Here is a 20,240-nt window from a genome sequence, read left to right as displayed (position 1 = left end):
CACCCTTCGGCAGCCCGGTCTTCTTTTGCCTTAGCTGACCCTCTCGGGATCAGATGTTACCCTTGGACAGCTCCCCGGCGATGAAATCCGCCTGCCGGATCGCGAGCGCCACGATGGTCAGCGTCGGGTTCTCCGCAGCCCCCGTCGTGAATTGCGAGCCGTCCGAGATGAACAGGTTCGGCACGTCATGGGTCTGGCCGTGCTTGTTCACCACCCCGTCGCGCGGGTTCTCGGACATCCGGTTGGTGCCGAGGTTATGCGTCGACGGATAGGGCGGCGTCGGCAGCGTCCGGGTCGCCCCCACCGCATCGTAGATCGCAGCGCCACGGGCATAAGCGTGATCGCGCATCGCCCGGTCGTTCGGGTGATCGGTGTAGTTCACGTTGGCCACCGGCAGCCCGTAGGCGTCCTCGACCTTGTGGTTGAGGGTGATGCGGTTGGTCTCCTGCGGCATGTCTTCGCCGACGATCCACATCCCGGCCATGTTCTCGTAGCTGTCGAGCGCCGAGGTGAACTCGCGCCCCCAGCCGCCCGGATCGAGGAAGGCCGCCATGAAGGGCAGACCGAGGCTGAGCGTTTCCAGCTCATATCCGCCGACGAAACCGCGCGAGGGATCGTGGCGCGCCTCGTCGCGGACAATGCCCGCCATCGTCGTGCCGCGCCACATCTTCACCGGCTTGTCGAAGACGCCATAGACCGAGCCCGTGGTGTGGCGCATGTAGTTGCGCCCCACCTGCCCAGAGGAGTTCGCAAGCCCGTCGGGGAACATCGCCGAATGCGAATTCAGGAGCACGCGCGGGCTCTCGATCGAGTTGCCCGCGACGCAGACGATCTTGGCCTTCTGCATCTGCAGATTGCCCTCCTTGTCGAAATACTCGACGCCGGAGGCCATGCCCTGATCGTCATGCAGGATACGGGCGACGTGGCAGTGATCGCGCACCTCCAGATTGCCGGTCGCCTCGCCGCGCGGAATATCGGTGTAGGCCGACGACCACTTGGCGCCCCATTTGCAGCCCTGGAAACAGAAGCCCGTCTGCTGGCACGACATCCGGTCGTCATAGTCGATCGAGTTGATCGCCATATGTCCGGTGTTCACCTCCGCATAGCCGAGCGACTTCGCGCCTTTCTCCAGCACCTTGAAGTTGTTGTTGCCCGGCAGGCCCGGACGGTCGCCGGTGCGGGTCACGCCCAGCTTGGCCTCGGCCTTGTCGTAATAGGGCGCAAGCTCGGCCGAATCGATCGGCCAGTCGAGCAGGTTCGCCCCGTCGACATTGCCGTAATGGGTCTTCGTCTTGAACTCGTGGTCCTGAAAGCGCAGGCTCGCCCCGGCCCAGTGGATCGAGGTGCCGCCGACCGCTTTCACGATCCATGCGGGCAGACCCGAGAAGTCCTTCGCCACCCGCCAGTCGCCGCTCGTGGTGCGCGGCTCGGTCCAGGCGAGCTGGCCGAAACTTTCCCATTCGTCGTTGATGTAATCCTCGGGCAGATAGCGACCGCCCGCTTCGAGCGCCACGACCTTGACGCCCTTCTGCGCTAGCTCGTTTGCCAGCACGCCGCCGCCTGCGCCGGTGCCGATGATGACAACGACGCTGTCGTCGCTCAGATCAAATTTCGCAACCATGTCTGCCTCCCTTACAGCCAGTCGATGTCGTCAAAACCGCGGTTAATGTAGCCGCCCTTGGAATAGGACTCGCCCTCGTAGCCGAAGATCGGCCAGACCGCTTTCTGGTTGTAGAGACCTGTCACCAGTCCGCCCCGGATCTTCTGGAAGAAAGGGCTTTCCTCCATGCCCCGCAGGATCGCGACGCGATCCTTCTCCCAGCCCGTTTCGAGGTAATTCGCGAAGCCTTTGCCGCGTGCCGCCGCATCGAGCGCGGCAATCCCCGCTTCGATTTCGTCAGCTGTATCGGCAGTGTCGTAGCCCTTCACCGCGATGACATAATACTGGTCGTCGACCTTGTCGTGCGGGTAGATATCGCGCGCCATCTGCACGAGCGTCGCGAAGGTCGTGGGCTTGAGCGCCGAGAGCTCGGTGGCCCAGGCGGCATTGCGCGCCGCCATGAACCCCGAACCCACGACGAAGCTCGCCCCCGCCACGGTTGCCCGCGCCAGCAGCTGCCGTCTGGTCAGCCCTTTCGAGCTTGCCTTGGTTGCCATTGTCGTCTCCTCCCTGATGTCTCCCTTAGGAAAATCTCACTTGAAGCGGCCTTCGCGCGCGAGCACCTCGATCTGGTATCCGTCCGGATCGGCCACGAAAAAGAACTTCGCGACGACCTCCCCTGCCGGCGCGAATTCCACGAGTTTGCGAGGCGCAAGGCCCTCCGCCTCGAAGCGTTTATGTTCGGCTTCGAGATCATCGACCGAGACCGCGAAATGGCCGTAGCCATCGCCGAGGTCATAGGGCTCGGTCCGGCCCTTGTTGACGGTGAGTTCCAGTTCGAACTCGCTTTCGGGATTGCTCAGATAGACGAGCGTGAAATCCGGAAAGTCGAGACGGTCGGCGACCTTGAGGCCGAAAGCCTTGTCGTAGAACGCGACCGAGCGGTCCTCGTCGAGGACACGGATCATGGAATGAATGGATTTTGCCACCGGTTGCTCCCGCTGTAGTGCTGTCAGTTGTCCTGAGAGCCTAGCAGCGGGCCGCGGTGGGGCGGGTAGTAGGTCTATACTACCCCTTAAGAATGTTTGTCGTCAGGCTTGCGCTTACTCTGCGGCGACCGCGAGCGGGGCGCGATCGGTCGAGATTTCCATGAATTTCAGGCACGCACAGCGCAGCAGCGACGTGAAGTTCGACGGCTCCCCGCGCAGTTCGAGCACTTCCGCATGCAGCGTCGAGATGAAGGTCGGCGTGGACACCCCATCGCGCGCGGCGATCTCGTCGAGAATATCCCAGAATGCGTTCTCGAGCCGGATGCTCGTGCTTTGGCCGTTGAGCCGCAGCCTGCGCGTCTCGCTGGAATAACGCTCCGGGTCCTGACCGGCGAATACATGGCACATATCGTCTCTCCTCCCTCAGATCCGATTGCCGAGGCGAACCAAGATTCACCCGAGACTCAAGAATATGGTCAATCCGGGGCGGGTCAATCGTGTTGTGACGGGGCGTATAGCTGAGCGCGTCGGGCTATGGGGTCGCCGCGAACCCTCCCACGAGGTCATGCGCCACGCGCTCCGCCGCCGCCAGCGCGCCTTCCATGTAGCCGCCCATCTCGGGCGCGGTTTCCGAAGACGCGAAATGCACACGGCCCTCACGGAGCCCGCGCAGCACCGGCGGCAGGCCGTAATCGGGGTGGAACCTGAGCGGTTCGAGATCGGCCCCCGTCGCCGTTTCGGGCGCGACGGCCCAGTCTTCGAGCGCATAGGTCTGAGGGTTGGCCGCCTCGGGCCCAAAGATCCGGCCAAGCTGTTCAAGGGCGGCAGCTTTGACCACCTCCTCCTGCCCGATCCGCGCCCGCGCCGGCACGCCCAGAAAGCCGAACAGCGCCGCCGGCGTGCCGTCCGGCCCGGACGCATCATGGATTTCCGCAAGAGGCCCGCGCTGGCTCATCGCATCGCCCGACAGCCCGGCTTCGCGCCAGAACGGTCGCTCGTAGAGGGCGACGAATTTCGCGTGCCCCGCCATCCAAGTCGGGATCGCGCGGAGCGCCTGCATCTGCGCCTCGCTCAACTGCGGCGCGAAAGACATATGCGCCGCAACGCGGGGCGGCACGGCCAGCACGACGTGCTCGGCCTCGCAGACCCGTCCATCCTCAAGCGTGACCGAAGGCCCTGCCCCGATTTCGACGACGGGCGACCCGGGATGAAGCTGTGCGGTGGGAAGAGCGGCGGCAAGCGCATTCGTCAGCGCGACCATGCCGCCTTCGAGACGCCACGACCCCGCCATGCTGGCAAAGCCCATATTGCGGTGAACCTCGCCGCTCGCATCTTCCAGCGACACCGCGCCGCGCGCAAATTGCTCGAACTTGCGCAGGTTCAGCGCCTCGGTGAGCGCGGCGATCCGGGGCTGGCCGGGCCAGAACCATGACGGGCCGAGATCGACGCTGCCCGTTGCGGTCTCAAGCGCCTTGATCCGTCCACCAAAGCGCGGCCGCGCCTCGAACAATTCGAAAGAGACACCGCGCGCGTGCAGATCCCGCGCGAGCGCCAAGCCCGCGAGCCCGCCGCCCACGATCGCGACCTGCGTTTTCATGGAAGCCTCGTCATTTTGAGAAATGGATTCCTGTCACTGTTTCGGCGCGGCAACGAAGCGCAGATGCCCCGTCTTGCTCCAGAACTCGGCGCCGCCCGGCCCGGCCTGAACCTGCAGCGATTGCCCGTCAGGCAGGCGCAACCACGATCCCTTGCGCAGGTCATCGCCGCCTTCGGACAGCGTCCCATCCAGCACGAGCAACTCCATCCCACCCGGATCATCGAGCGACAGGGTCGCATCCGGCGCGAGCCGGAAATAGCGGACGATCTCACGTGCGTCGCGATGAAGTTCAGCGCACTCGACGCCCTCGCCGGTCTGGATAAGATCGGCCCGCAGATCCTTGTGAAACTGATTGCGGTCGTCAGGGTCGAACTGCCAGAGCTTCACGAAGATCGTGCAGCCACCCTCCGATCCCGGCCGGTGCCGGGTCTGCGGCGGATTGCGCACATAAGTCCCCGCCGGATAATCGCCGCTCTCGTCCTGGAACACGCCTTCGAGCACGAGATATTCCTCGCCGCCACCATGCGTATGTGCCGAGAAACTGTGCCCCGGGGCGAAGCGCACGATGCTCGTCGCCCGCGCCACCTCGTCGCCGATCCGGTCGAGCATCCGCCGCTCGACACCCGCCGACGGCGAGCCGTGCCAGTCGAGCGTGTCGGAATGAACGAGCACGCGCTCCGAGAATTCCGCGTTGATTTCCATGTTCCCTCCGAAATATCTGCCCAGACCCGGGCTGGACTGTCGCTCCGTCGCCAAGCGGCGCGTAATTCGGAGCTATGCTCGCAAGGCAGAATTTCAAATGGAGGGGAGCCGCGAAGTCCCGCGGTTATTCCACGCTGCGCAGATCATCGAGCTGTACCGAGATGACCTCGCTTGGATATTCCGCGGATTTCGGCAGGTCCGCGATCAACGTCGTCGGCCCGCTTCCGGCCTGCGCCACAGCCTGTCCGTCGGGACCCGCGATCACGGACTTGCCACCGAAGTCGATATCGCGATCAGGACCGGCGTAATTCGCATAGACCACGACGGCCGCGTTCTCATTCGCTCGCGCCCGCACGAGCAGATCGGGGACGTGATCGTAGCCAACCGGGTTCGCCGTCGGCACGAGGATCAACTCGGCCTTCGCTTTCGCCAAGGTACGTGCGTGTTCCGGGAACTCGATGTCGTAGCAGATCAGCAGGCCGGTCCGGATGCCGTTCAACTCGAAGACAGGCGGCGTTTCCGTCCCGAAGGCGAAACTCGCGCGCTCCATCTCGCCAAAAAGCTGAATCTTGCGATAATGACCGACCCGCGCGCCAGTTTTATCGAGGACGGACGCCGCGTTGAACACGTCATCGCCCAGCCGTTCGGCCCAGCCAAAACAGATCGCGCATTCGTATTTGCGCGCGATATCGCCCATCGCGGTGCACCACTCTCCCCCGAGGGGCTGCGCCTGCACACGATGATCCTCGGGCCGATTGTAGCCGGGCAGGATCAGCTCGGGCAGTACGACAAGATCGACGCCGAGCGAGGACAGGCCGCGCACCCATCTCTCGATGGCCGCAAATATCTGCGCCGGGTCAGAAGGAAGCGGATGCGGCTGAACAAGCGCGATTTTCATGTTTGTCTCCATTCTCGACAAACAAGCGTATCGCTTGCATTGCAGGCCGTCACCCTGAGCAAAGCCAGAAAACTCTGCCTAGGGGCGACTGACGTCTGGAGAGAGGGTCGGTACGAAGGCGGCCGCGACGACCTGTTCAGTTCAATCAAGACAGGAGTTTCGCCTTGGCCTCCCGCAAAGCACGTGCCAGTTCGAGATAGCCGGCATTGCCATTATTGAGATGCATCAGCTCATAGTGGTCCGCCCAGTGGTCGATCCGCGCGCGCGGCACCCGGTCCGACCACGCTCCTCTGCGCAGCCGGATGGCCCCGTCTTCGAGGCACTCTACTTCGATACGCGTTTCGATCATCACGATCTCCATCTCTAACTCATCAAGGACGCAAGAGGCTCGCGATACGGCCGGGGCCCTCTGAAAAATGACTTTTTGCGAATAGACAATTGTTACGAATAGCCAACTGGTAGCAAAGGAACGCGACTCCGTTCACTGCGGATTTCCTCAGGTTTGTCCGCGGTCACAGCGAATTGATTCACTGCGTGCCGAAACCTCTCATGGTTGAAACTTCCGCGGAGGCTTCGGCTGGGCAGGTACAATTTGGACTGTTTGGCATCCGAGCGAGAAACCAAGGGGCCCTCGATTTGCGGCCAGGCTTCGAAATATCTGCATCTGCGAGCCGTGCGGCGGTGCTTCCCACCCCAGCAGCCGCGCGTCCTCTGATTGCCCCCTCATGCCAGCCTCTGCTCGGTTCGGACGCCATCAGACGTCGGATGCCGCGACGGATCACCTAAGCCAATCCCTCACACCCTCTGCGCGAGAAACGCCGCAGCAAGATCCGGGGTCGCGATCTGGGGGTAATCCGCCTCGGCAATCGCGACGCCGAAGCGCTGGTTGAGCGCGATCACCAGATTCAGGATATCCATCGAGTCGAGTTCGAGATCGTCCTGCAGATGGTCCGAGCCCGCGATTTCGGCAGGGTCGAGATCGGGGGCGACGCGCACGAGTTCCTCGATATAGGCGCTGCGGATTTCGTCTTCGGTCATAGCTCCTCCGGGGTTTGCAGCTTCGCGTCGATCGCGGTCAGGAATTTCGAGCCCAGCCGCCCGTCGCTCACGCGGTGATCGGCGGCGAGGGTCAGCGTGACGGCCTGCGCGGCGATCACTTCGCCGTCGCGCACCAGCGGTTGCGGGCCGGGCGCGCCAGCGGTGACGATCGCGACCTGCGGCGGCACGATGATCCCGGCCATCGCCTCGACCCCGCTTTCGCCGAGCGCCGAGAAGGTCAGCGTCGCCATGCTCATCTCCGAGCTTTTGAGCCGCCCGGCACGGGCGCGCATCGTGAGGTCGCGCATCGCCTCCATCAAATCCTGCAGGCTCTTCTTGTCGGCATCGAGGATCGCGGGGGCCACGAGCCCCCCGCCCCTGAGCGCGATGGCCAGCCCGAGATGGATCGCCGCGGAGGGCGTAAACCCATCTTCCCCGAAATACCCGTTCACCGCCTTTTCCTCGCGTGCCGCCAGCGCCATCGCCTTCATCAGGAGCGCGCCCATCAGGATGCGTTCTTCGGGCGGGCGGTCCGCATTGGCGGCGCTTAGCCAGTCGCTCGCAGAGCTGAGGTCGACCGTGTGAGTGATGTAGTAATGCGGGATCTCGCGTTTCGACCGCGCCATCGCGGCGGCGATCGCCTTGCGCATCTCGGCGAGATAAGCGCCGCGATCTTGCGCCGGGGACGGTGCCGCGGTGGGTTTCGTCGTCTCGACATCGGCGAGGACGATCGCGCCTCCCGGCCCGCTGCCGGTGATATTCTCCAGCGCGATCCCCAGTTCCGCCGCGCGCGCCTTGGCGGCAGGTGATGCGGCGATGCCTGCTCCGGTGGCGGCAGGCGGAGCACTCGGCGGCGCGGCTTCCGCAACGGGCGTGACGGGTTCGGTCGCGGTCTGCGGCGCAACTGGCGGCGCTTCCTCCGAAGGGTGCTCCCCGGCTTCCCCCGGTGCCTGAATAACGGCGAGCGGCGCACCGACGGGCAGGCTCTGGCCCAGTTCGGCCATCAGCTTTTCGACCACGCCATCCTCGAAGACCTCGATCTCGATGGCGCCCTTCTGGGTCTCGACCACCGCGACGATATCGCCGTGCTTGACCGTATCGCCGGGCTTCACCAGCCATTCGACCAGCTTGCCCGCCTCCATATCCGCGCCGAGCGAGGGCATCTTGAAAACGGCCATCGCGTCACCCTTTCCCAAGCGTCGCCTTCACGGCGGCCACGATGGCGGGCACCTGCGGAATGGCGGCGTCCTCGAGATGTTTGGGATAGGGGATCGGCACCTCGGCCGAGCACACCCGCCCCACCGGCGCATCGAGATGCCAGAAGGCCTGCTCGCCGATCCGGGCCGCGATCTCGGCCGAGAGCGAGCCCGACCGCCAGCCCTCATCCACGATCACCGCGCGGCGCGTGCGCGCAAGCGAGGCCATGATCGTCGCGTCATCGAGCGGGCGCAGCGAGCGCAGGTCGATCACCTCGGCCTCGATCCCCTCGCCTGTCAGCGCTTCGGCCGCCTCCAGCGTCTTCCACAGCGATCCGCCATAGGTGATCAGGCTGATATCCTTACCCGCGCGCCGGATCGCGGCTTTGTCGATATCGACCGGCCCGGCATTCGCCGCGATCTGCCCGGTCATGTTGTAGAGCATGACATTCTCGAAGATCAGCACCGGGTCGGGATCCTTAAGCGCGGTCCACAGCATCCCGCGCGCGTCCTCGAGCGTGGCGGGCGCGAGAACCCGTAGCCCGGGAATATGCGCGTACCACCCTTCAAGCGAATGGGAATGCTGCGCCGCCAGCTGCTTGCCCGCGCCGGTCGCGAGACGGATCACCACGGGCGCACCGAACTGCCCGCCCGACATATGCCGGATCGTAGCGGCGGTGTTCATGATCTGGTCGAGCGCGAGCAGCGAGAAGTTCACCGTCATCACCTCGACGATCGGCCGCATCCCCGCCGCCGCCGCGCCGATCCCGGCCCCGGTGAAGCCGGACTCCGACAGTGGCGTGTCGCGGATGCGATCCTCGCCGAATTCGTCCATCAACCCTTTGGAGACCGCGTAGCACCCGCCGTAAGCGCCCACATCCTCGCCCATCAGGAAGACGCGCTCGTCGCGGGTCATCGCGTCGCGGATGGCCTGCTTGACCGCCTCGCGATAGGTCATCTCGACGGTCTCGGCGCTGGGTTCGGGCGGTGCGGGCGGCGTGGGGCGGTCCTCTGCCATGACATGGCGGGTGAGCGTCTCGAGCGGCTCCCACTCGCTCGCCTCGGCATAGGCGACGGCAGCGGCGATCTCATCCTCGACGTCCGCCTCGATCTGCGCGACCTCCTCGGGATGCATCAGCCCGCTCTTGTAAAGCCAGGTCTGGAACCGTACGATCGGCCCCTTCTCGCGCCACGCGGCCACCTCGTCCTTGTCGCGATAGAGCTGGGCGTCGAACATCGAATGCGCCCGGAAGCGATAGGTCAGACATTCGAGAAAATAGGGTTTGCCGGTCTCGCGGATCGCAGCGAGCGCGCGACGGGTGGCCGCCTCGACCGCGACCACATCCATCCCGTCCACCTGTTCGGTCACAGTGCCATAGGCCGCCGCCTTGCGCCGGATGTCGGTCTCGGCCTCGGTCCGCGCCAGGGCCGAGCCCATCGCGTAGCCGTTGTTCTCGCACACGAACAGCACCGGCAGTGACCAGAGCTGCGCGAGGTTCATCGACTCGTGGAATTCGCCCTCGGCCACCGCGCCTTCGCCGAAGAAGCAAGCGGTCACGTTTGGCGCACCCATCATCCGGTCGCGCAGCGCGAGACCCACGGCCAGCGGCAGCCCGCCCCCCACGATCGCGTTGCCGCCATAGAAATTGCGCTCGGCGTCGAAGATATGCATCGAGCCGCCCCGCCCGCCCGAGGCGCCCGTAGCCTTGCCATACATCTCGGCCATCACGCGTTCCATCGGCACGCCGCGCACCAGCGCATGGCCGTGCTCGCGATAGGTCGCCACCACGCGATCCTCGGGGCCAAGCCGCGGGATCACGCCCGAGGCCACCGCCTCCTCGCCATCGTAGAGATGAAGGAAGCCGCGGATTTTCTCCTGCGTGTAGAGCTCGGCGCATTTATCCTCGAAATGGCGCACACGGATCATCGCCGTGAGCAATTCGCGGATGTGGTCATGGGTCAGATGCGGTTTGTCGGCAGTCATGTCTCGTCACTCTCCAGCGTCGAAATATCGCCTTCCGGCAGGCCCAGCTCGCGCGCCTTCAGCAGACGGCGCATGATCTTGCCCGAACGGGTCTTCGGCAGGGTTTTGCGGAACACCACCTCGCGCGGGGCGACCGCCGCGCCGAGCTTCTTGCGCGCAAGGCCCCGAATGTCGCGTTCGAGATCTTCCGATGGCTCGAAGCCCGGATTGAGCGCGACGTAAGCCTTCACGACCTCGCCTGCGGTCTCGTCCGGCAGGCCGATCACGGCGGCCTCGGCCACTGCCGGGTGCTCGATCAGCGCGCTCTCGACCTCGAAGGGGCCGATCAGGTGACCGGAAGATTTGATCAGATCGTCGGCGCGGCCCACGAACCAGAAATAGCCCTCCGCATCGCGCATCGCGAGATCGCCCGAGAGATACCAGCCATCCACGAAGCACTTCTTGTAGCGTGCCTCTTCGTGCAGATAGGCGCGCATCATCGAGGGCCAGCCGGGGCGAAGCGCCAGTTCGCCGATCTCGCCGGGCTTGCAGTCGCGCAGCCCATCCTCGACACGCTCGACGATCCCCGCCTCGATCCCGGGCAGCGGCTTGCCCATCGAGCCGGGATGCACATCCATCGCGCGAGTATTGGCGATCATGATGCCGCCGGTCTCGGTCTGCCACCAATTGTCGTGGAAAGGTTTGCCGAAGACCTCGTTGCCCCAGACCACGGCCTCGGGGTTGAGCGGCTCGCCCACCGAAGCCATGAACCGCAGCTTCGAGAAATCGTAAGGCGCGGCCGCCTCTTTCCCTGCGCGCATCATCATGCGGATCGCGGTGGGCGCGGTGTACCAGACCTCGATCTGCTCGCGCTCAAGGATGCCATACCAGCGGTCGAGATCGAAATCGGCCTCGTCGACGACCATCCGCACCCGGTTCACCAGCGGCGAGATGATCCCGAAAGAGGTGCCCGTCACCCAGCCCGGATCGGCGGTGCACCAGTAGCGCGTGCCCGGCGTCAGTTCGAGCGCGTAGCGCCCTGCGGCGGCGTGCATCACCACCGCGTTGTGGACATGCACCGCGCCTTTCGGACGGCCCGTAGTGCCGGAGGTGAAATGGATCAGCGCGGGGTCCTCTGGGGCCGTGCGGACCGTCTCGAACTCCTCCGAGGCCGCCGCCATCGCGGGGCCGAGTGCTACGCAATCGTCGGGTGCATCGTCGCCGATGATCAGCACCAGTTTGAGGGAAGGGATTTCGTCGCGCCAGGCGGCGATCTTGCGGCGATAGATCGAGGCAGTCGTGATCAGCGCGTTGGCCTCGCCGATCTCGAGCCGGGTGCGCAAGGGCTCGGGCCCGAAGGCGGAAAAGAGCGGCGAGAAGATCATCCCGGCCTTCAGCGTGCCCAGCGCGGCGATGTAGAGATCGGGAACTCGTCCCGCGAGACCGAAGAGCCGATCGCCCGGTTTCAGTCCGTGGCTTTTAAGCACATTGGCGAAGCGTGCGGTCCGGGCGGCGAGATCGCCGTAGCTCAGGCTTTCTCGCGCGCCGTCCTTGCCCAGCCACAGGATCGCCTCATCCGCCCCATGGCCCGCGGCGACATGGCGATCCACCGCCTCGTAGGCGATGTTCAACCCGCCATCGGGAAAGCCGTCGAGCATCGCCCGCGCGGTGTCCCATGTGAACGCCTTGCGGACCTCATCGGTCAACGTTGCGGCTGCCCGTTCGGCATCCGACTTTCGGATAATCGCCCAAGTCATCACGCCTCCTCCCAAGGTGATGCCAGTCGATGGGCCGCCCCCTGTCACGAACGGCCATAATCTTGCCTAGGCGAAGACAGGAGGCAGTTTCATTGATGTGGCTCAACGCGGGAGCGGAAATTATCTGCGGGTTGCGCGCGATACGACCAGATGCCCCAGCAGCGGCGGCAGCAGGCTCATCGCCCCGGCGAGCGTCAGCCCCGCGATTCCGGGCGACGGCAGCTGCAGCACATCGGAGAGCCCCGGCAGCCACAGCGCCCCGGCGATCAGCACGAGACACAGGACAAGCGCCCCCCAGACATAGGGGTTGCGCGTCACATCGTTGCGCAGGGCATGGGTGTCGGCCTCGCGCATGTTGAACACGTTCCACAGCTGGCCCAGCGCGAGTGTGACGAAGGCCACGGTGACGGCGGCGGCGGGCTCAAGCTGCAGACCGTAGAGCGCCCCCCCGAAAGACAGCATCGTCGCCAGCGTCACGATGACCCCGAGCGCAATGATGCGTCCCCATTCCCTGCGCGCGAGGATCGGCTCGGCACGGTCACGGGGCGGGCGGCGCATCTCATGGCCGTCCCCATGCCCCAAACCGAGCGCCAGCGCGGGGAAGACATCGGTGACGAGATTGAGAAACAGGATCTGCAGCGGCAGGAGCGGTGAAGGAAGCCCCACCCCCACGGCGATCCCGACCACAAGGATCTCCGAAAGATTGCACGACATCAGGTAGACGATGAATTTGCGGATATTGCCGAAGATCACCCTGCCCTGTCGCACCGCCTCGACGATGGTCGCGAAATCGTCGTCCTTGAGCACCATATGCGCCGCCTCGCGAGCGACCTGAGTGCCGCGCTGTCCCATCGCGATGCCGATATCGGCTTTCTTCAGCGCCGGCGCGTCATTCACTCCGTCGCCCGTCATCGCGACGGTCTCCCCCTCGCGCTGATAGAAGCTGACGAGGTCCAGCTTCGTCGCCGGAGCGACGCGGGCGAAGACGCTGGCCTTGCGCAGGCGGTCGAGCGTTTCCTCCGGGGCGCTTTCCAGATCGAGCCCGGTGAGGTCTCGCCCCTCGATCGCCACCGCACCGTTTCCGCTGATCCCGGCATCCTTCGCAATGCGCGCGGCAGTCTCGGCATGATCGCCCGTCAGCATGATCACCCGGACCCCGGCGCTCTGGCAGGCCGCAATCGCGGGGGGCACATCCTTGCGCAACGGATCGGCGAGGCAGGCAATCGCTACAAGCGTCAGCCCCTCATAGGGCGCGTCCTCCGTCCCGTCCGTCTGCTTCATCGCGAGGCCGATCCCACGCAGCCCCTCGCTCGCGGCATCCGCGTTCCGCGCGATCCAGTCGGCCTTGTCTTCGGCGCTCAGAGGGCGCGGGCCTTCCGCCCCCAGAACCTCGGAGCAAGAGGCGATCACCGCCTCGGGCGCGCCCTTCACTGCATAGAGCGCGCCCCCGTCCGGCAACGCATGGACGGTCGCCATCATCAGGCTATCGCTCTCGAAAGCATGTTGGAGCAGGCGTGGCTCCACTTCGTCCTCGGTCACCCCCGCCTGTCGTGCCGCACTCAGCAAGGCCAGTTCGGTCGGGTCGCCGATCCGGCCCTCATCGCCGTCGCCCAGCTCGGCATTGTTGCACAGCATGCCGATCTTCAACGCGGCGCGCAGACGGTCCTCCGCGACACCGGTCTCCGGCCCATCCAGATCCACGCTCCCCCCGTCGAGCAAGACCTGCACCACGCTCATCCGGTTTTCGGTCAGGGTTCCGGTCTTGTCCGTCAGGATCAGCGTCGTCGCACCGAGCGTCTCAACCGAGGACAGGCGGCTGATCAGGGCATTGCGCTGCACCATGCGCCACATCCCGCGCGCAAGCGACAAGGTGGCCACAACAGGGATGCCTTCGGGGATCGCGGCCACGGCAAGGGCGACCCCGGTCTGGATCATACTGGTGAGCGGGTGGCCCTGCGCCAGCCCCGTGACGATGATCGCGACGGCAAGAAAGATCGTCAGCCAGACCAATCGCTGCCCGAGCCGCGTCAGTTGGTGTTCGAGCGGTGTGGGTTCCGTGCTGGCCGCCATCGCAAGCTGGCTGATCTTGCCGATCTCGGTCTCCATGCCGGTCCGCACCACCACGCCGGTTCCGGCCCCCCGTGTGACGGCCGCTCCCTTGAACCCCATATTGGTGCGATCCCCCAGCACCGCATCGGATGGTAGCGGTTTGGTGGTCTTGAGAACCGAAAGGGACTCGCCGGTCAGCACGGATTCGTCGCAATGAAGCCCCGACGCCTCGACGAGCCGCAGATCGGCGGTCACCACATCGCCCGCTTCGAGCACCACGAGATCGCCCGGCACGAGATCGCGGGCATCCACCTCGATCAGAATCCCGTCCCGACGGACGCGGGTGCGGACCTCGGCGACGCTGAACAGCGCCTCCATCGAGCGGGTGGCGCGCAGCTCGGTGAAAAACCCGATCGCGCCGTTCAAGAGCAGCACGACGAGAATCGCCAGTGCCTCGACGATATCGTTGATGACCAGCGAGAACACCGTTGCCAGAACGAGAAGCGCGACGATCACCCCCTGAAACTGATGGAGCAGGATGCGCAATGCGCTTCGGGGCTTGGGACGTCGCAGAGCGTTCGGCCCGTGGCGCGCGAGGCGCGTGGCGGCTTCGTTAGCGCTCAGCCCGTTCGGAAAGGGGACGGACAGACGCACGATCACCGCCTCGGCGGTTTCGGCAAAAGCTGGCGCGGCGTCGGTATCCTGCATCACGAGGCCTTCCGTCATCCCGAAGCGATGGTAAGCCTTTCGGCAGGCAGCGCAATCGCCCGGACTTGCGTAGGGATGCACGGGTCACACTCGCGTCTGCCCCGTCCGCCTCACCCGCGATTCACAAATCGTTGATCGAGATCAATGACGTCCTGCGCATGTCGTCTCAGCCTAAATCGCGTGTCGGGCTGCGATCTTGCACCGCGAACTCGACCGGGAGGAGGAGGAAAACATGCATATTTGTAAAGCCATGATGGCGGCGGTAAGCGTCGCTGGCGCGCTTTCCGCGAGCGTCGCGCGGGCGGATGGCACGGTCGAGGTCCTGCACTGGTGGACTTCGGGCGGCGAGGCCAAGGCCGTCGGAGAACTGAAGAAAGCCTTCGAGGCCGAGGGCGGCGAATGGATCGACTCGCCGATCGCGGGCGGTGGCGGCGATGCCGCGATGACGGCGCTGCGCGCCCGCGTCGTGGCCGGCAATCCGCCGACGGCTGTCCAGCTCAAGGGGCCGGGCATTCAGGAATGGGCCGAGCAAGGCGCGCTCAACGACGTCCAGTCCGTCGCGGACGAAGGCAACTGGGACTCGGTCCTGCCGCCGGCGCTGGCAGAGATCATGAAATATCAGGGCAAATACGTCGCCGCGCCGGTCAACATCCACCGAGTCGACTGGATGTGGGCCAACCCCGAGGCGCTGAAAAAGGCAGGCGTCGAGGAGATGCCCACGACATGGGACGAGTTCAACGCGGCCGCCGACAAGCTGCAGGCGGCAGGCATCGTGCCGCTCGCCCATGGTGGTCAGCCGTGGCAGGACGCGACGCTGTTCGAGGACGTGGTGCTTGGCATCGGCGGCGCCGATTTCTTCCGCAAGGCGCTGGTGGAGCTCGATCCGGAGGCTCTGACCTCGGACATGATGGTCAAGTCCTTCGACCAGCTGCGCAAGCTGCGCGGCTATGTCGATCCGAACTTCTCGGGACGCGACTGGAACCTCGCGACCGCGATGGTGATGCGCGGCGAGGCCGGTTTCCAGATCATGGGCGACTGGGCGAAGGGCGAATTCCTTGCCGCCGGCAAAGTACCGGAACAGGATTTCCTGTGCTGGCCCACGCCGGGCAAGGGCTTCGTGCTGAACTCGGACAGCTTCACCTTCTTCAAGGTGGAGGGCGAGGACCGTATCGAGGGTCAGAAAGTGCTTGCACGACTGATCATGTCGCCCGAGTTCCAGAAGGTGTTCAACCTCGCCAAGGGGTCGATCCCGGCGCGCACGGACGTGCCGCTCGACGATTTCGACGCCTGCGCGAAGCGCTCGCATGAAGACCTGCTGGCGGCGATCGAGAACGACACGCTGGTGCCGTCGATGGCGCATGAGATGGCGGTGCCGCGCTCGGTGCGGGGTGAGTTCCTCGATCTCGTGACCGCTTTCTTCAACTCTGACATGAGTTCCGAGGACGCGGTCAAGCAACTTGCGGCCGCGATCAAGCGCGCGCAGGAAAACTAGGGCCTGCAATGCCCGGAGGCACGGGGCCCATGGCAAGGTTCGGGCGGGCGCTGGAACGGCGCCTGCCCGCGATCGTGGTCTCGCCGCTTTTCGCGGCGAGCCTGTTCTTCGTTTACGGCTTCATCCTCTGGACGGCCTATATCTCGCTGACCCGGTCAGGAGTGATGCCCAACTACGAGTTCGACGGGCTGAGCCAATATGTCCGGCTCTGGGAGACGCCACGCTGGTATGTGGCGATCCGCAATCTCTTCGTCTTCTCGGGCCTGTTCATCTCGATCTCGATGGCGATCGGCATCCTGCTGGCGATCCTGCTCGACCAAAAAGTGCGCATCGAGGGGGTGATCCGCACGATCTACCTCTACCCGATGGCGCTCAGCTTCATCGTCACCGGTACAGTCTGGAAATGGATGCTGAACCCCGGCCTCGGGCTGGAGCGGCTGATGCATCAGGCGGGCTTCGAGAATTTCAGTTTCGACTGGCTGGTGAACTCTCATTACGCGATCTACACGGTGGTGATCGCAGCCGTCTGGCAAAGCTCCGGCTACGCGATGGCGCTGTTTCTGGCCGGGCTCCGCTCGGTCGATGACGAGGTCCTGAAAGCGGCGGCGATCGACGGCGCGGGGCTGTGGCGCACCTATACCGGGATCGTGCTGCCGATGCTGCGGCCGGTGTTCCTGTCCACCGTCATCATCCTCGCCCATCTCGCGATCAAGAGCTTCGATCTGGTGATCGCGCTGACCGGCGGAGGCCCGGGCTATGCGACCGACATGCCCGCCACCTTCATGTATTCCTTCGCCTTCCAGCGCAGCGAGCTGGGTGTAGCGGCGGCGAGCGCCACGATGATGCTGATGACGGTCATCGCGATCATCGTGCCCTATCTCTACTCGGAACTGAGGAAGACCAGCGGATGAGCGGGCGCAACGCAAGCGGGATCGTCCAGCGCCGGGGGCTGCATCACAGCCTGATGCGCGCCGTGCTGTTCGCCGTGCTCGGGGTGTTCTGCATCTACTACCTCATCCCGCTTCTGGTGATGATCTCGACCTCGCTGAAATCGCTGACCGAGATCCGCGAGGGCTCGCTGATCAGCCTGCCGAAAGAGTTCGACTTCAGCGCCTGGGAGAAAGCGTGGAACAGCGCCTGCGTGGGCGTGCGCTGCAACGGGCTGGCACCCTATATGTGGAACTCGGTGATGATGACCGTGCCGGCGGTAGCGATCTCGACGATACTGGGCGCGCTCAACGGCTATGCGCTGACCAAGTGGCGCTTTCGCGGCGCCGACACGATCTTCGCGCTGATGCTGTTCGGCGCCTTCATCCCGTTTCAGGTGATCTTGCTGCCGATGGCGCGGGTGCTGGGCCAGCTTGGCCTTGCGGGCACGATCCCGGGGCTGATCCTCGTACACACGGTCTATGGCCTCGCTTTCACCACGCTGTTCTTCCGCAATTTCTTCATCGGGGTTTCCAGCGGCATCATTCAGGCGGCGAAGGTCGACGGGGCGGGCTTCTTCGGTATCTTCTTCCGGCTCGTGCTGCCGATGTCGCTGCCGGCCATCGTGGTGACCGTGATCTGGCAGTTCACCCAGATCTGGAACGATTTCCTGTTCGGCGTGGCCTTCACCATCGGCGACAGCAACCCGGTGACGGTGGCGCTCAACAACGTGGTGAACACCTCGACCGGGGTGAAGGAATACAATGTCGACATGGCCGCGGCGATCATCGCGGCGCTGCCGACGCTGGCGGTTTATGTCGTCGCCGGAGCTTGGTTCGTGCGCGGGCTCTCGGCCGGAGCGGTGAAAGGGTAGCAATGGCAGCGGGAATTTCTCTTCAGGGCGTGCGCAAACGCTTCGGAACGAACGAGGTGATCAAGGGCATCCACCTCGAGATCGAGGCGGGCGAGTTCATCGTCCTCGTCGGGCCCTCGGGCTGCGGCAAGTCCACCCTGCTCAACCTGATCGCCGGGCTCGAGACGCTGAGCGACGGCCATATCGAGATCGCCGGGCGGCTGGTCGACGACACCCCGCCGCGCGACCGCGACATCGCGATGGTGTTCCAGTCCTACGCGCTCTACCCGACCAAGACGGTGCGCGAGAACATCACCTTCGGGATGCAGACCCGCCACGTCCCGCGCGCCGAACAGGCCACCGCAGTCGAGGAGTTCAGCACGCTTCTGCAGATCCACCCCTATCTGGACCGCAAGCCCGGTCAGCTTTCGGGCGGCCAGCGCCAACGCGTCGCGATGGGCCGGGCGCTGGTGCGCAAGCCCGAGGTGTTCCTGTTCGACGAACCCTTGTCGAACCTCGACGCCAAGCTGCGGATCGAGATGCGCACCGAGATCAAGAAGCTACACCAGCGGCTGGGCAAGACCGTCGTCTATGTCACCCACGACCAGATCGAGGCGATGACGCTGGCGACCCGGATCGCGGTGATGGATAACGGCCATATCCGTCAGGTGGCCGAACCCGGAGAGATCTACGACGATCCGGTGGACCTCTTCGTCGCGAGCTTCATGGGCTCGCCGTCGATGAACATGCTGCCCGGTGCCCTGCGGCGCGATGCGCAGACGGGCGCGCTCTCGGTGGAGGTGGCCGAGGGCACGGCGGGGGCGCTTCGCTTTCCCCTGCCTGCGAGGTTCACCGAGCGGGTCACCGCACCCGATGGACACAAGGTCGTTCTTGGGCTCCGACCCGAGGCGATCTTCATGGCCGGGACCGAACTGCCCGGCCCCGACCGTTTCGTCTTCGAACGCCCGGTCGATCTGGTCGAGCCGACAGGCCCCGACACGATGATCGTCTTCGCCCTTGGCGAGATCGAGGTGATCGCCCGGGTCCGCCCGGAGGATGCCCTGCCCCCGGGCGCGCCCTTCAGCTTCGAGGTCGATATGGGCAAGGCCAAGGTCTTCGATGCCGAGACCGGCCTGCGGCTATAAGGCGGGCCTTCCTCTCGCCGATTGGCGCAACGCGGCGTTCGGCTATCGTCTTCGCAAGAGGAAACCCGGTGGAGCGTCAAAGCTTAGAGCAGGCCGCGACTTGCGGCGATGCTCGCAGCTTCTCTCAATGTCTTGGCACCGAGGCGGTCCGCAGCGCCCCTTAGACGGGCCTTTACCCCGCCGACGGAGAGCTGCAATTCGTGAGCGACCTGCTTGTGCAGATAGCCCTTGGAATAGAGTTGAAGGGCCTGCATCTGCGCCTCTGTCGGCATCTCGGGCTCGGCTGCATGGATGCGCGACAGCACCGTCTCGATCTCTTCCATCTCGGAGACGTGCAGCTCCCGGTCAGCGCGCGCGAAGATCCCAAGGCTCCGCTTCGGCATCTCCTCCGTCCCATGGATCGACACGACACTTCCGAATTCGAAGCCAAATTTCCGATAGTCGCGCATGAAGTCCGTGCCGACGAAGCTGTCGATGTCCTTCCATCGCGCATAGCCCGAATTTTCCTGACACCAACGCAACAGCGGGTCGGCCAGCGCCAGTCCAGAAAAGGTATAATGATTGATCCAGTCAGCCGGAAACAGGTTCAACTCGGCCTCAGGCGCGAAGAAACCCGCCCGCAATGCAATGTAGCAACCGGCTGGAGCGCGTTCAGCGAAAAGACTTTGAAAATCACTTAGCATCGTGTCGTTTCGATCTTCCATTCCCTCCGAGGGATTTATAGTCACCAAAGAGGAGAGCTCAATTAGGCCAAGCTAGTGCCGCGGCGTTTTGGTCAAGAATTTCTGTCAAGTTTATACAAGGATAGCTGCATGATCGACGTGCATGAAATGCGCCAGAGCTTGCAACTTCTGGGTGAAGTATCGGATTGGAAATTCGCCCTAGGGCTGCATATTCGCTTTGCCAATCCTACGCTGCTCTACCAGACATATCCACAAGAATGGATGAATTTCTACACCGCAAACGGCCTCGTATTCGTCGATCCGACGGTCAAGTGGGCGATGACCCATACAGGTATTTGTGATTGGTCCGAGCTCGCGGATCAAGACGAGAGCAATGTGTTCGGTCAGGCCGCCGAATTCGGCCTGCGCTTCGGGAAGGCCATCGCGATCGGGGAGACCTCCCGGTCCGCTGGATTTTTCACACACCCTTCGCGGAAGATCGAAGACGCTGAGGCCGAGGAAGCCCGAGCGCTCCTGGAAGAGCTTCACGAGATGACGAAAGGTGTCGAGTCGTTGCCCGAGGGCGAGTTGGAGCGGCTCCGGTCTGAGCTCCGTTTCTGAGACGATCCGGAAAGCCGGATCGTCCCCGAGAAAGCGCAGCAAG

19 protein-coding genes are annotated in these 20,240 nt (G+C 64.5%); 5 read left to right on the top strand and 14 right to left on the bottom strand.

Going from position 1 to position 20,240, the window contains the following annotated elements:
• Positions 1-49: 49 nt before the first annotated feature.
• The 13 genes from BMI88_RS02735 to BMI88_RS02675 form a co-directional block, all read right to left on the bottom strand.
• Entirely contained in the window at positions 50-1,621 is a 1,572-nt protein-coding gene (locus BMI88_RS02735) for a GMC family oxidoreductase (protein WP_078545832.1), read from the bottom strand.
• Positions 1,622-1,632: 11 nt separating this feature from the next.
• Entirely contained in the window at positions 1,633-2,157 is a 525-nt protein-coding gene (locus BMI88_RS02730) for a Twin-arginine translocation pathway signal (RefSeq protein ID WP_078545830.1), read from the bottom strand.
• A gap of 36 nt (positions 2,158-2,193) precedes the next feature.
• The gene (locus tag BMI88_RS02725; protein WP_078545828.1) at positions 2,194-2,589 is read right to left on the bottom strand and encodes a VOC family protein; all 396 of its coding nucleotides are present in this window, start codon (positions 2,587-2,589) and stop codon (positions 2,194-2,196) included.
• A 114-nt stretch (positions 2,590-2,703) separates the two neighbouring features.
• The gene (locus BMI88_RS02720) at positions 2,704-2,997 is read right to left on the bottom strand and encodes a ribbon-helix-helix domain-containing protein (RefSeq protein ID WP_078530393.1); all 294 of its coding nucleotides are present in this window, start codon (positions 2,995-2,997) and stop codon (positions 2,704-2,706) included.
• 124 nt (positions 2,998-3,121) lie between these two features.
• The gene (locus BMI88_RS02715) at positions 3,122-4,186 is read right to left on the bottom strand and encodes an FAD-dependent oxidoreductase (protein WP_078545826.1); all 1,065 of its coding nucleotides are present in this window, start codon (positions 4,184-4,186) and stop codon (positions 3,122-3,124) included.
• Positions 4,187-4,219: 33 nt separating this feature from the next.
• Positions 4,220-4,888 (bottom strand): cupin domain-containing protein, encoded by a 669-nt coding sequence (locus BMI88_RS02710; RefSeq protein ID WP_078545824.1) that lies wholly within the window; start codon positions 4,886-4,888, stop codon positions 4,220-4,222.
• 124 nt (positions 4,889-5,012) lie between these two features.
• Positions 5,013-5,786, bottom strand: coding sequence for a carbon-nitrogen hydrolase family protein (locus tag BMI88_RS02705; RefSeq protein WP_078545822.1), 774 nt, complete (start codon positions 5,784-5,786; stop codon positions 5,013-5,015).
• Between the two features lie 145 nt (positions 5,787-5,931).
• Entirely contained in the window at positions 5,932-6,135 is a 204-nt protein-coding gene (locus tag BMI88_RS02700) for a hypothetical protein (RefSeq protein WP_146673452.1), read from the bottom strand.
• Positions 6,136-6,581: 446 nt separating this feature from the next.
• Positions 6,582-6,824: an acyl carrier protein gene (locus tag BMI88_RS02695; protein WP_078545806.1), complete on the bottom strand. Its 243-nt coding sequence runs from the start codon at positions 6,822-6,824 to the stop codon at positions 6,582-6,584.
• Complete coding sequence (locus BMI88_RS02690; RefSeq protein WP_078545804.1) at positions 6,821-8,002, bottom strand: dihydrolipoamide acetyltransferase family protein; 1,182 nt, start codon at positions 8,000-8,002, stop codon at positions 6,821-6,823. The genes BMI88_RS02695 and BMI88_RS02690 overlap by 4 nt, the downstream gene beginning before the upstream one ends.
• A 4-nt stretch (positions 8,003-8,006) precedes the next feature.
• The gene (gene pdhA / locus BMI88_RS02685) at positions 8,007-10,004 is read right to left on the bottom strand and encodes a pyruvate dehydrogenase (acetyl-transferring) E1 component subunit alpha (protein ID WP_078545802.1); all 1,998 of its coding nucleotides are present in this window, start codon (positions 10,002-10,004) and stop codon (positions 8,007-8,009) included.
• Positions 10,001-11,740, bottom strand: coding sequence for an acetate--CoA ligase (gene acsA / locus BMI88_RS02680; protein ID WP_078545800.1), 1,740 nt, complete (start codon positions 11,738-11,740; stop codon positions 10,001-10,003). Before acsA ends, pdhA begins: the two co-directional genes overlap by 4 nt.
• A gap of 120 nt (positions 11,741-11,860) precedes the next feature.
• Positions 11,861-14,497, bottom strand: a complete 2,637-nt coding sequence (locus BMI88_RS02675; RefSeq protein ID WP_246831809.1) for a cation-transporting P-type ATPase — start codon at positions 14,495-14,497, stop codon at positions 11,861-11,863.
• 232 nt (positions 14,498-14,729) lie between these two features.
• Between BMI88_RS02675 and BMI88_RS02670 the strand changes: the two genes are divergently transcribed.
• Genes BMI88_RS02670 through ugpC form a run of 4 tightly spaced genes read left to right on the top strand, consistent with a single transcriptional unit; the run spans position 14,730 to position 18,914 of the window.
• On the top strand, positions 14,730-15,989 hold the full coding sequence (locus tag BMI88_RS02670) for an ABC transporter substrate-binding protein (protein ID WP_078545784.1): 1,260 nt from the start codon (positions 14,730-14,732) through the stop codon (positions 15,987-15,989).
• A gap of 29 nt (positions 15,990-16,018) precedes the next feature.
• Positions 16,019-16,900 carry a sugar ABC transporter permease gene (locus BMI88_RS02665; RefSeq protein WP_078519888.1) on the top strand — a complete coding sequence of 294 codons (882 nt, stop codon included), beginning with the start codon at positions 16,019-16,021 and terminating at the stop codon, positions 16,898-16,900.
• Positions 16,897-17,790 (top strand): carbohydrate ABC transporter permease, encoded by an 894-nt coding sequence (locus tag BMI88_RS02660; RefSeq protein WP_078545782.1) that lies wholly within the window; start codon positions 16,897-16,899, stop codon positions 17,788-17,790. Before BMI88_RS02665 ends, BMI88_RS02660 begins: the two co-directional genes overlap by 4 nt.
• A 2-nt stretch (positions 17,791-17,792) precedes the next feature.
• Entirely contained in the window at positions 17,793-18,914 is a 1,122-nt protein-coding gene (gene ugpC / locus BMI88_RS02655) for a sn-glycerol-3-phosphate ABC transporter ATP-binding protein UgpC (protein WP_078545780.1), read from the top strand.
• 83 nt (positions 18,915-18,997) lie between these two features.
• Here the strand turns inward: ugpC and BMI88_RS02650 are convergent, their stop codons facing one another.
• Positions 18,998-19,618, bottom strand: a complete 621-nt coding sequence (locus tag BMI88_RS02650; protein ID WP_078539936.1) for an autoinducer binding domain-containing protein — start codon at positions 19,616-19,618, stop codon at positions 18,998-19,000.
• A gap of 108 nt (positions 19,619-19,726) precedes the next feature.
• Here BMI88_RS02650 and BMI88_RS02645 point away from each other — a divergent pair, with 108 nt between their 5' ends.
• Positions 19,727-20,197 carry an autoinducer binding domain-containing protein gene (locus BMI88_RS02645; RefSeq protein WP_078545778.1) on the top strand — a complete coding sequence of 157 codons (471 nt, stop codon included), beginning with the start codon at positions 19,727-19,729 and terminating at the stop codon, positions 20,195-20,197.
• Positions 20,198-20,240 lie beyond the last annotated feature (43 nt).

The sequence above is a fragment of the Thioclava sp. F36-6 genome, from assembly GCF_002020305.1.
Lineage (GTDB): Bacteria > Pseudomonadota > Alphaproteobacteria > Rhodobacterales > Rhodobacteraceae > Thioclava > Thioclava sediminum.
The sequence above is the reverse complement of the archived record's forward strand: the minus strand, read 5'-3'. Positions and strand labels throughout refer to the sequence as shown.

Bases quoted from the DNA above. Each gene is read 5' to 3' on its own strand.
- BMI88_RS02735 (WP_078545832.1), bottom strand. From the start codon at position 1,621: ATGGTTGCGAAATTTGATCTGAGCGACGACAGCGTCGTTGTCATCATC.
- BMI88_RS02730 (WP_078545830.1), bottom strand. From the start codon at position 2,157: ATGGCAACCAAGGCAAGCTCGAAAGGGCTGACCAGACGGCAGCTGCTG.
- BMI88_RS02720 (WP_078530393.1), bottom strand. From the start codon at position 2,997: ATGTGCCATGTATTCGCCGGTCAGGACCCGGAGCGTTATTCCAGCGAG.
- BMI88_RS02715 (WP_078545826.1), bottom strand. From the start codon at position 4,186: ATGAAAACGCAGGTCGCGATCGTGGGCGGCGGGCTCGCGGGCTTGGCG.
- BMI88_RS02710 (WP_078545824.1), bottom strand. From the start codon at position 4,888: ATGGAAATCAACGCGGAATTCTCGGAGCGCGTGCTCGTTCATTCCGAC.
- BMI88_RS02705 (WP_078545822.1), bottom strand. From the start codon at position 5,786: ATGAAAATCGCGCTTGTTCAGCCGCATCCGCTTCCTTCTGACCCGGCG.
- BMI88_RS02700 (WP_146673452.1), bottom strand. From the start codon at position 6,135: ATGATCGAAACGCGTATCGAAGTAGAGTGCCTCGAAGACGGGGCCATC.
- BMI88_RS02695 (WP_078545806.1), bottom strand. From the start codon at position 6,824: ATGACCGAAGACGAAATCCGCAGCGCCTATATCGAGGAACTCGTGCGC.
- BMI88_RS02690 (WP_078545804.1), bottom strand. From the start codon at position 8,002: ATGGCCGTTTTCAAGATGCCCTCGCTCGGCGCGGATATGGAGGCGGGC.
- pdhA (WP_078545802.1), bottom strand. From the start codon at position 10,004: ATGACTGCCGACAAACCGCATCTGACCCATGACCACATCCGCGAATTG.
- acsA (WP_078545800.1), bottom strand. From the start codon at position 11,740: ATGACTTGGGCGATTATCCGAAAGTCGGATGCCGAACGGGCAGCCGCA.
- BMI88_RS02675 (WP_246831809.1), bottom strand. From the start codon at position 14,497: ATGCAGGATACCGACGCCGCGCCAGCTTTTGCCGAAACCGCCGAGGCG.
- BMI88_RS02670 (WP_078545784.1), top strand. From the start codon at position 14,730: ATGCATATTTGTAAAGCCATGATGGCGGCGGTAAGCGTCGCTGGCGCG.
- BMI88_RS02665 (WP_078519888.1), top strand. From the start codon at position 16,019: ATGGCAAGGTTCGGGCGGGCGCTGGAACGGCGCCTGCCCGCGATCGTG.
- BMI88_RS02660 (WP_078545782.1), top strand. From the start codon at position 16,897: ATGAGCGGGCGCAACGCAAGCGGGATCGTCCAGCGCCGGGGGCTGCAT.
- ugpC (WP_078545780.1), top strand. From the start codon at position 17,793: ATGGCAGCGGGAATTTCTCTTCAGGGCGTGCGCAAACGCTTCGGAACG.
- BMI88_RS02650 (WP_078539936.1), bottom strand. From the start codon at position 19,618: ATGGAAGATCGAAACGACACGATGCTAAGTGATTTTCAAAGTCTTTTC.
- BMI88_RS02645 (WP_078545778.1), top strand. From the start codon at position 19,727: ATGATCGACGTGCATGAAATGCGCCAGAGCTTGCAACTTCTGGGTGAA.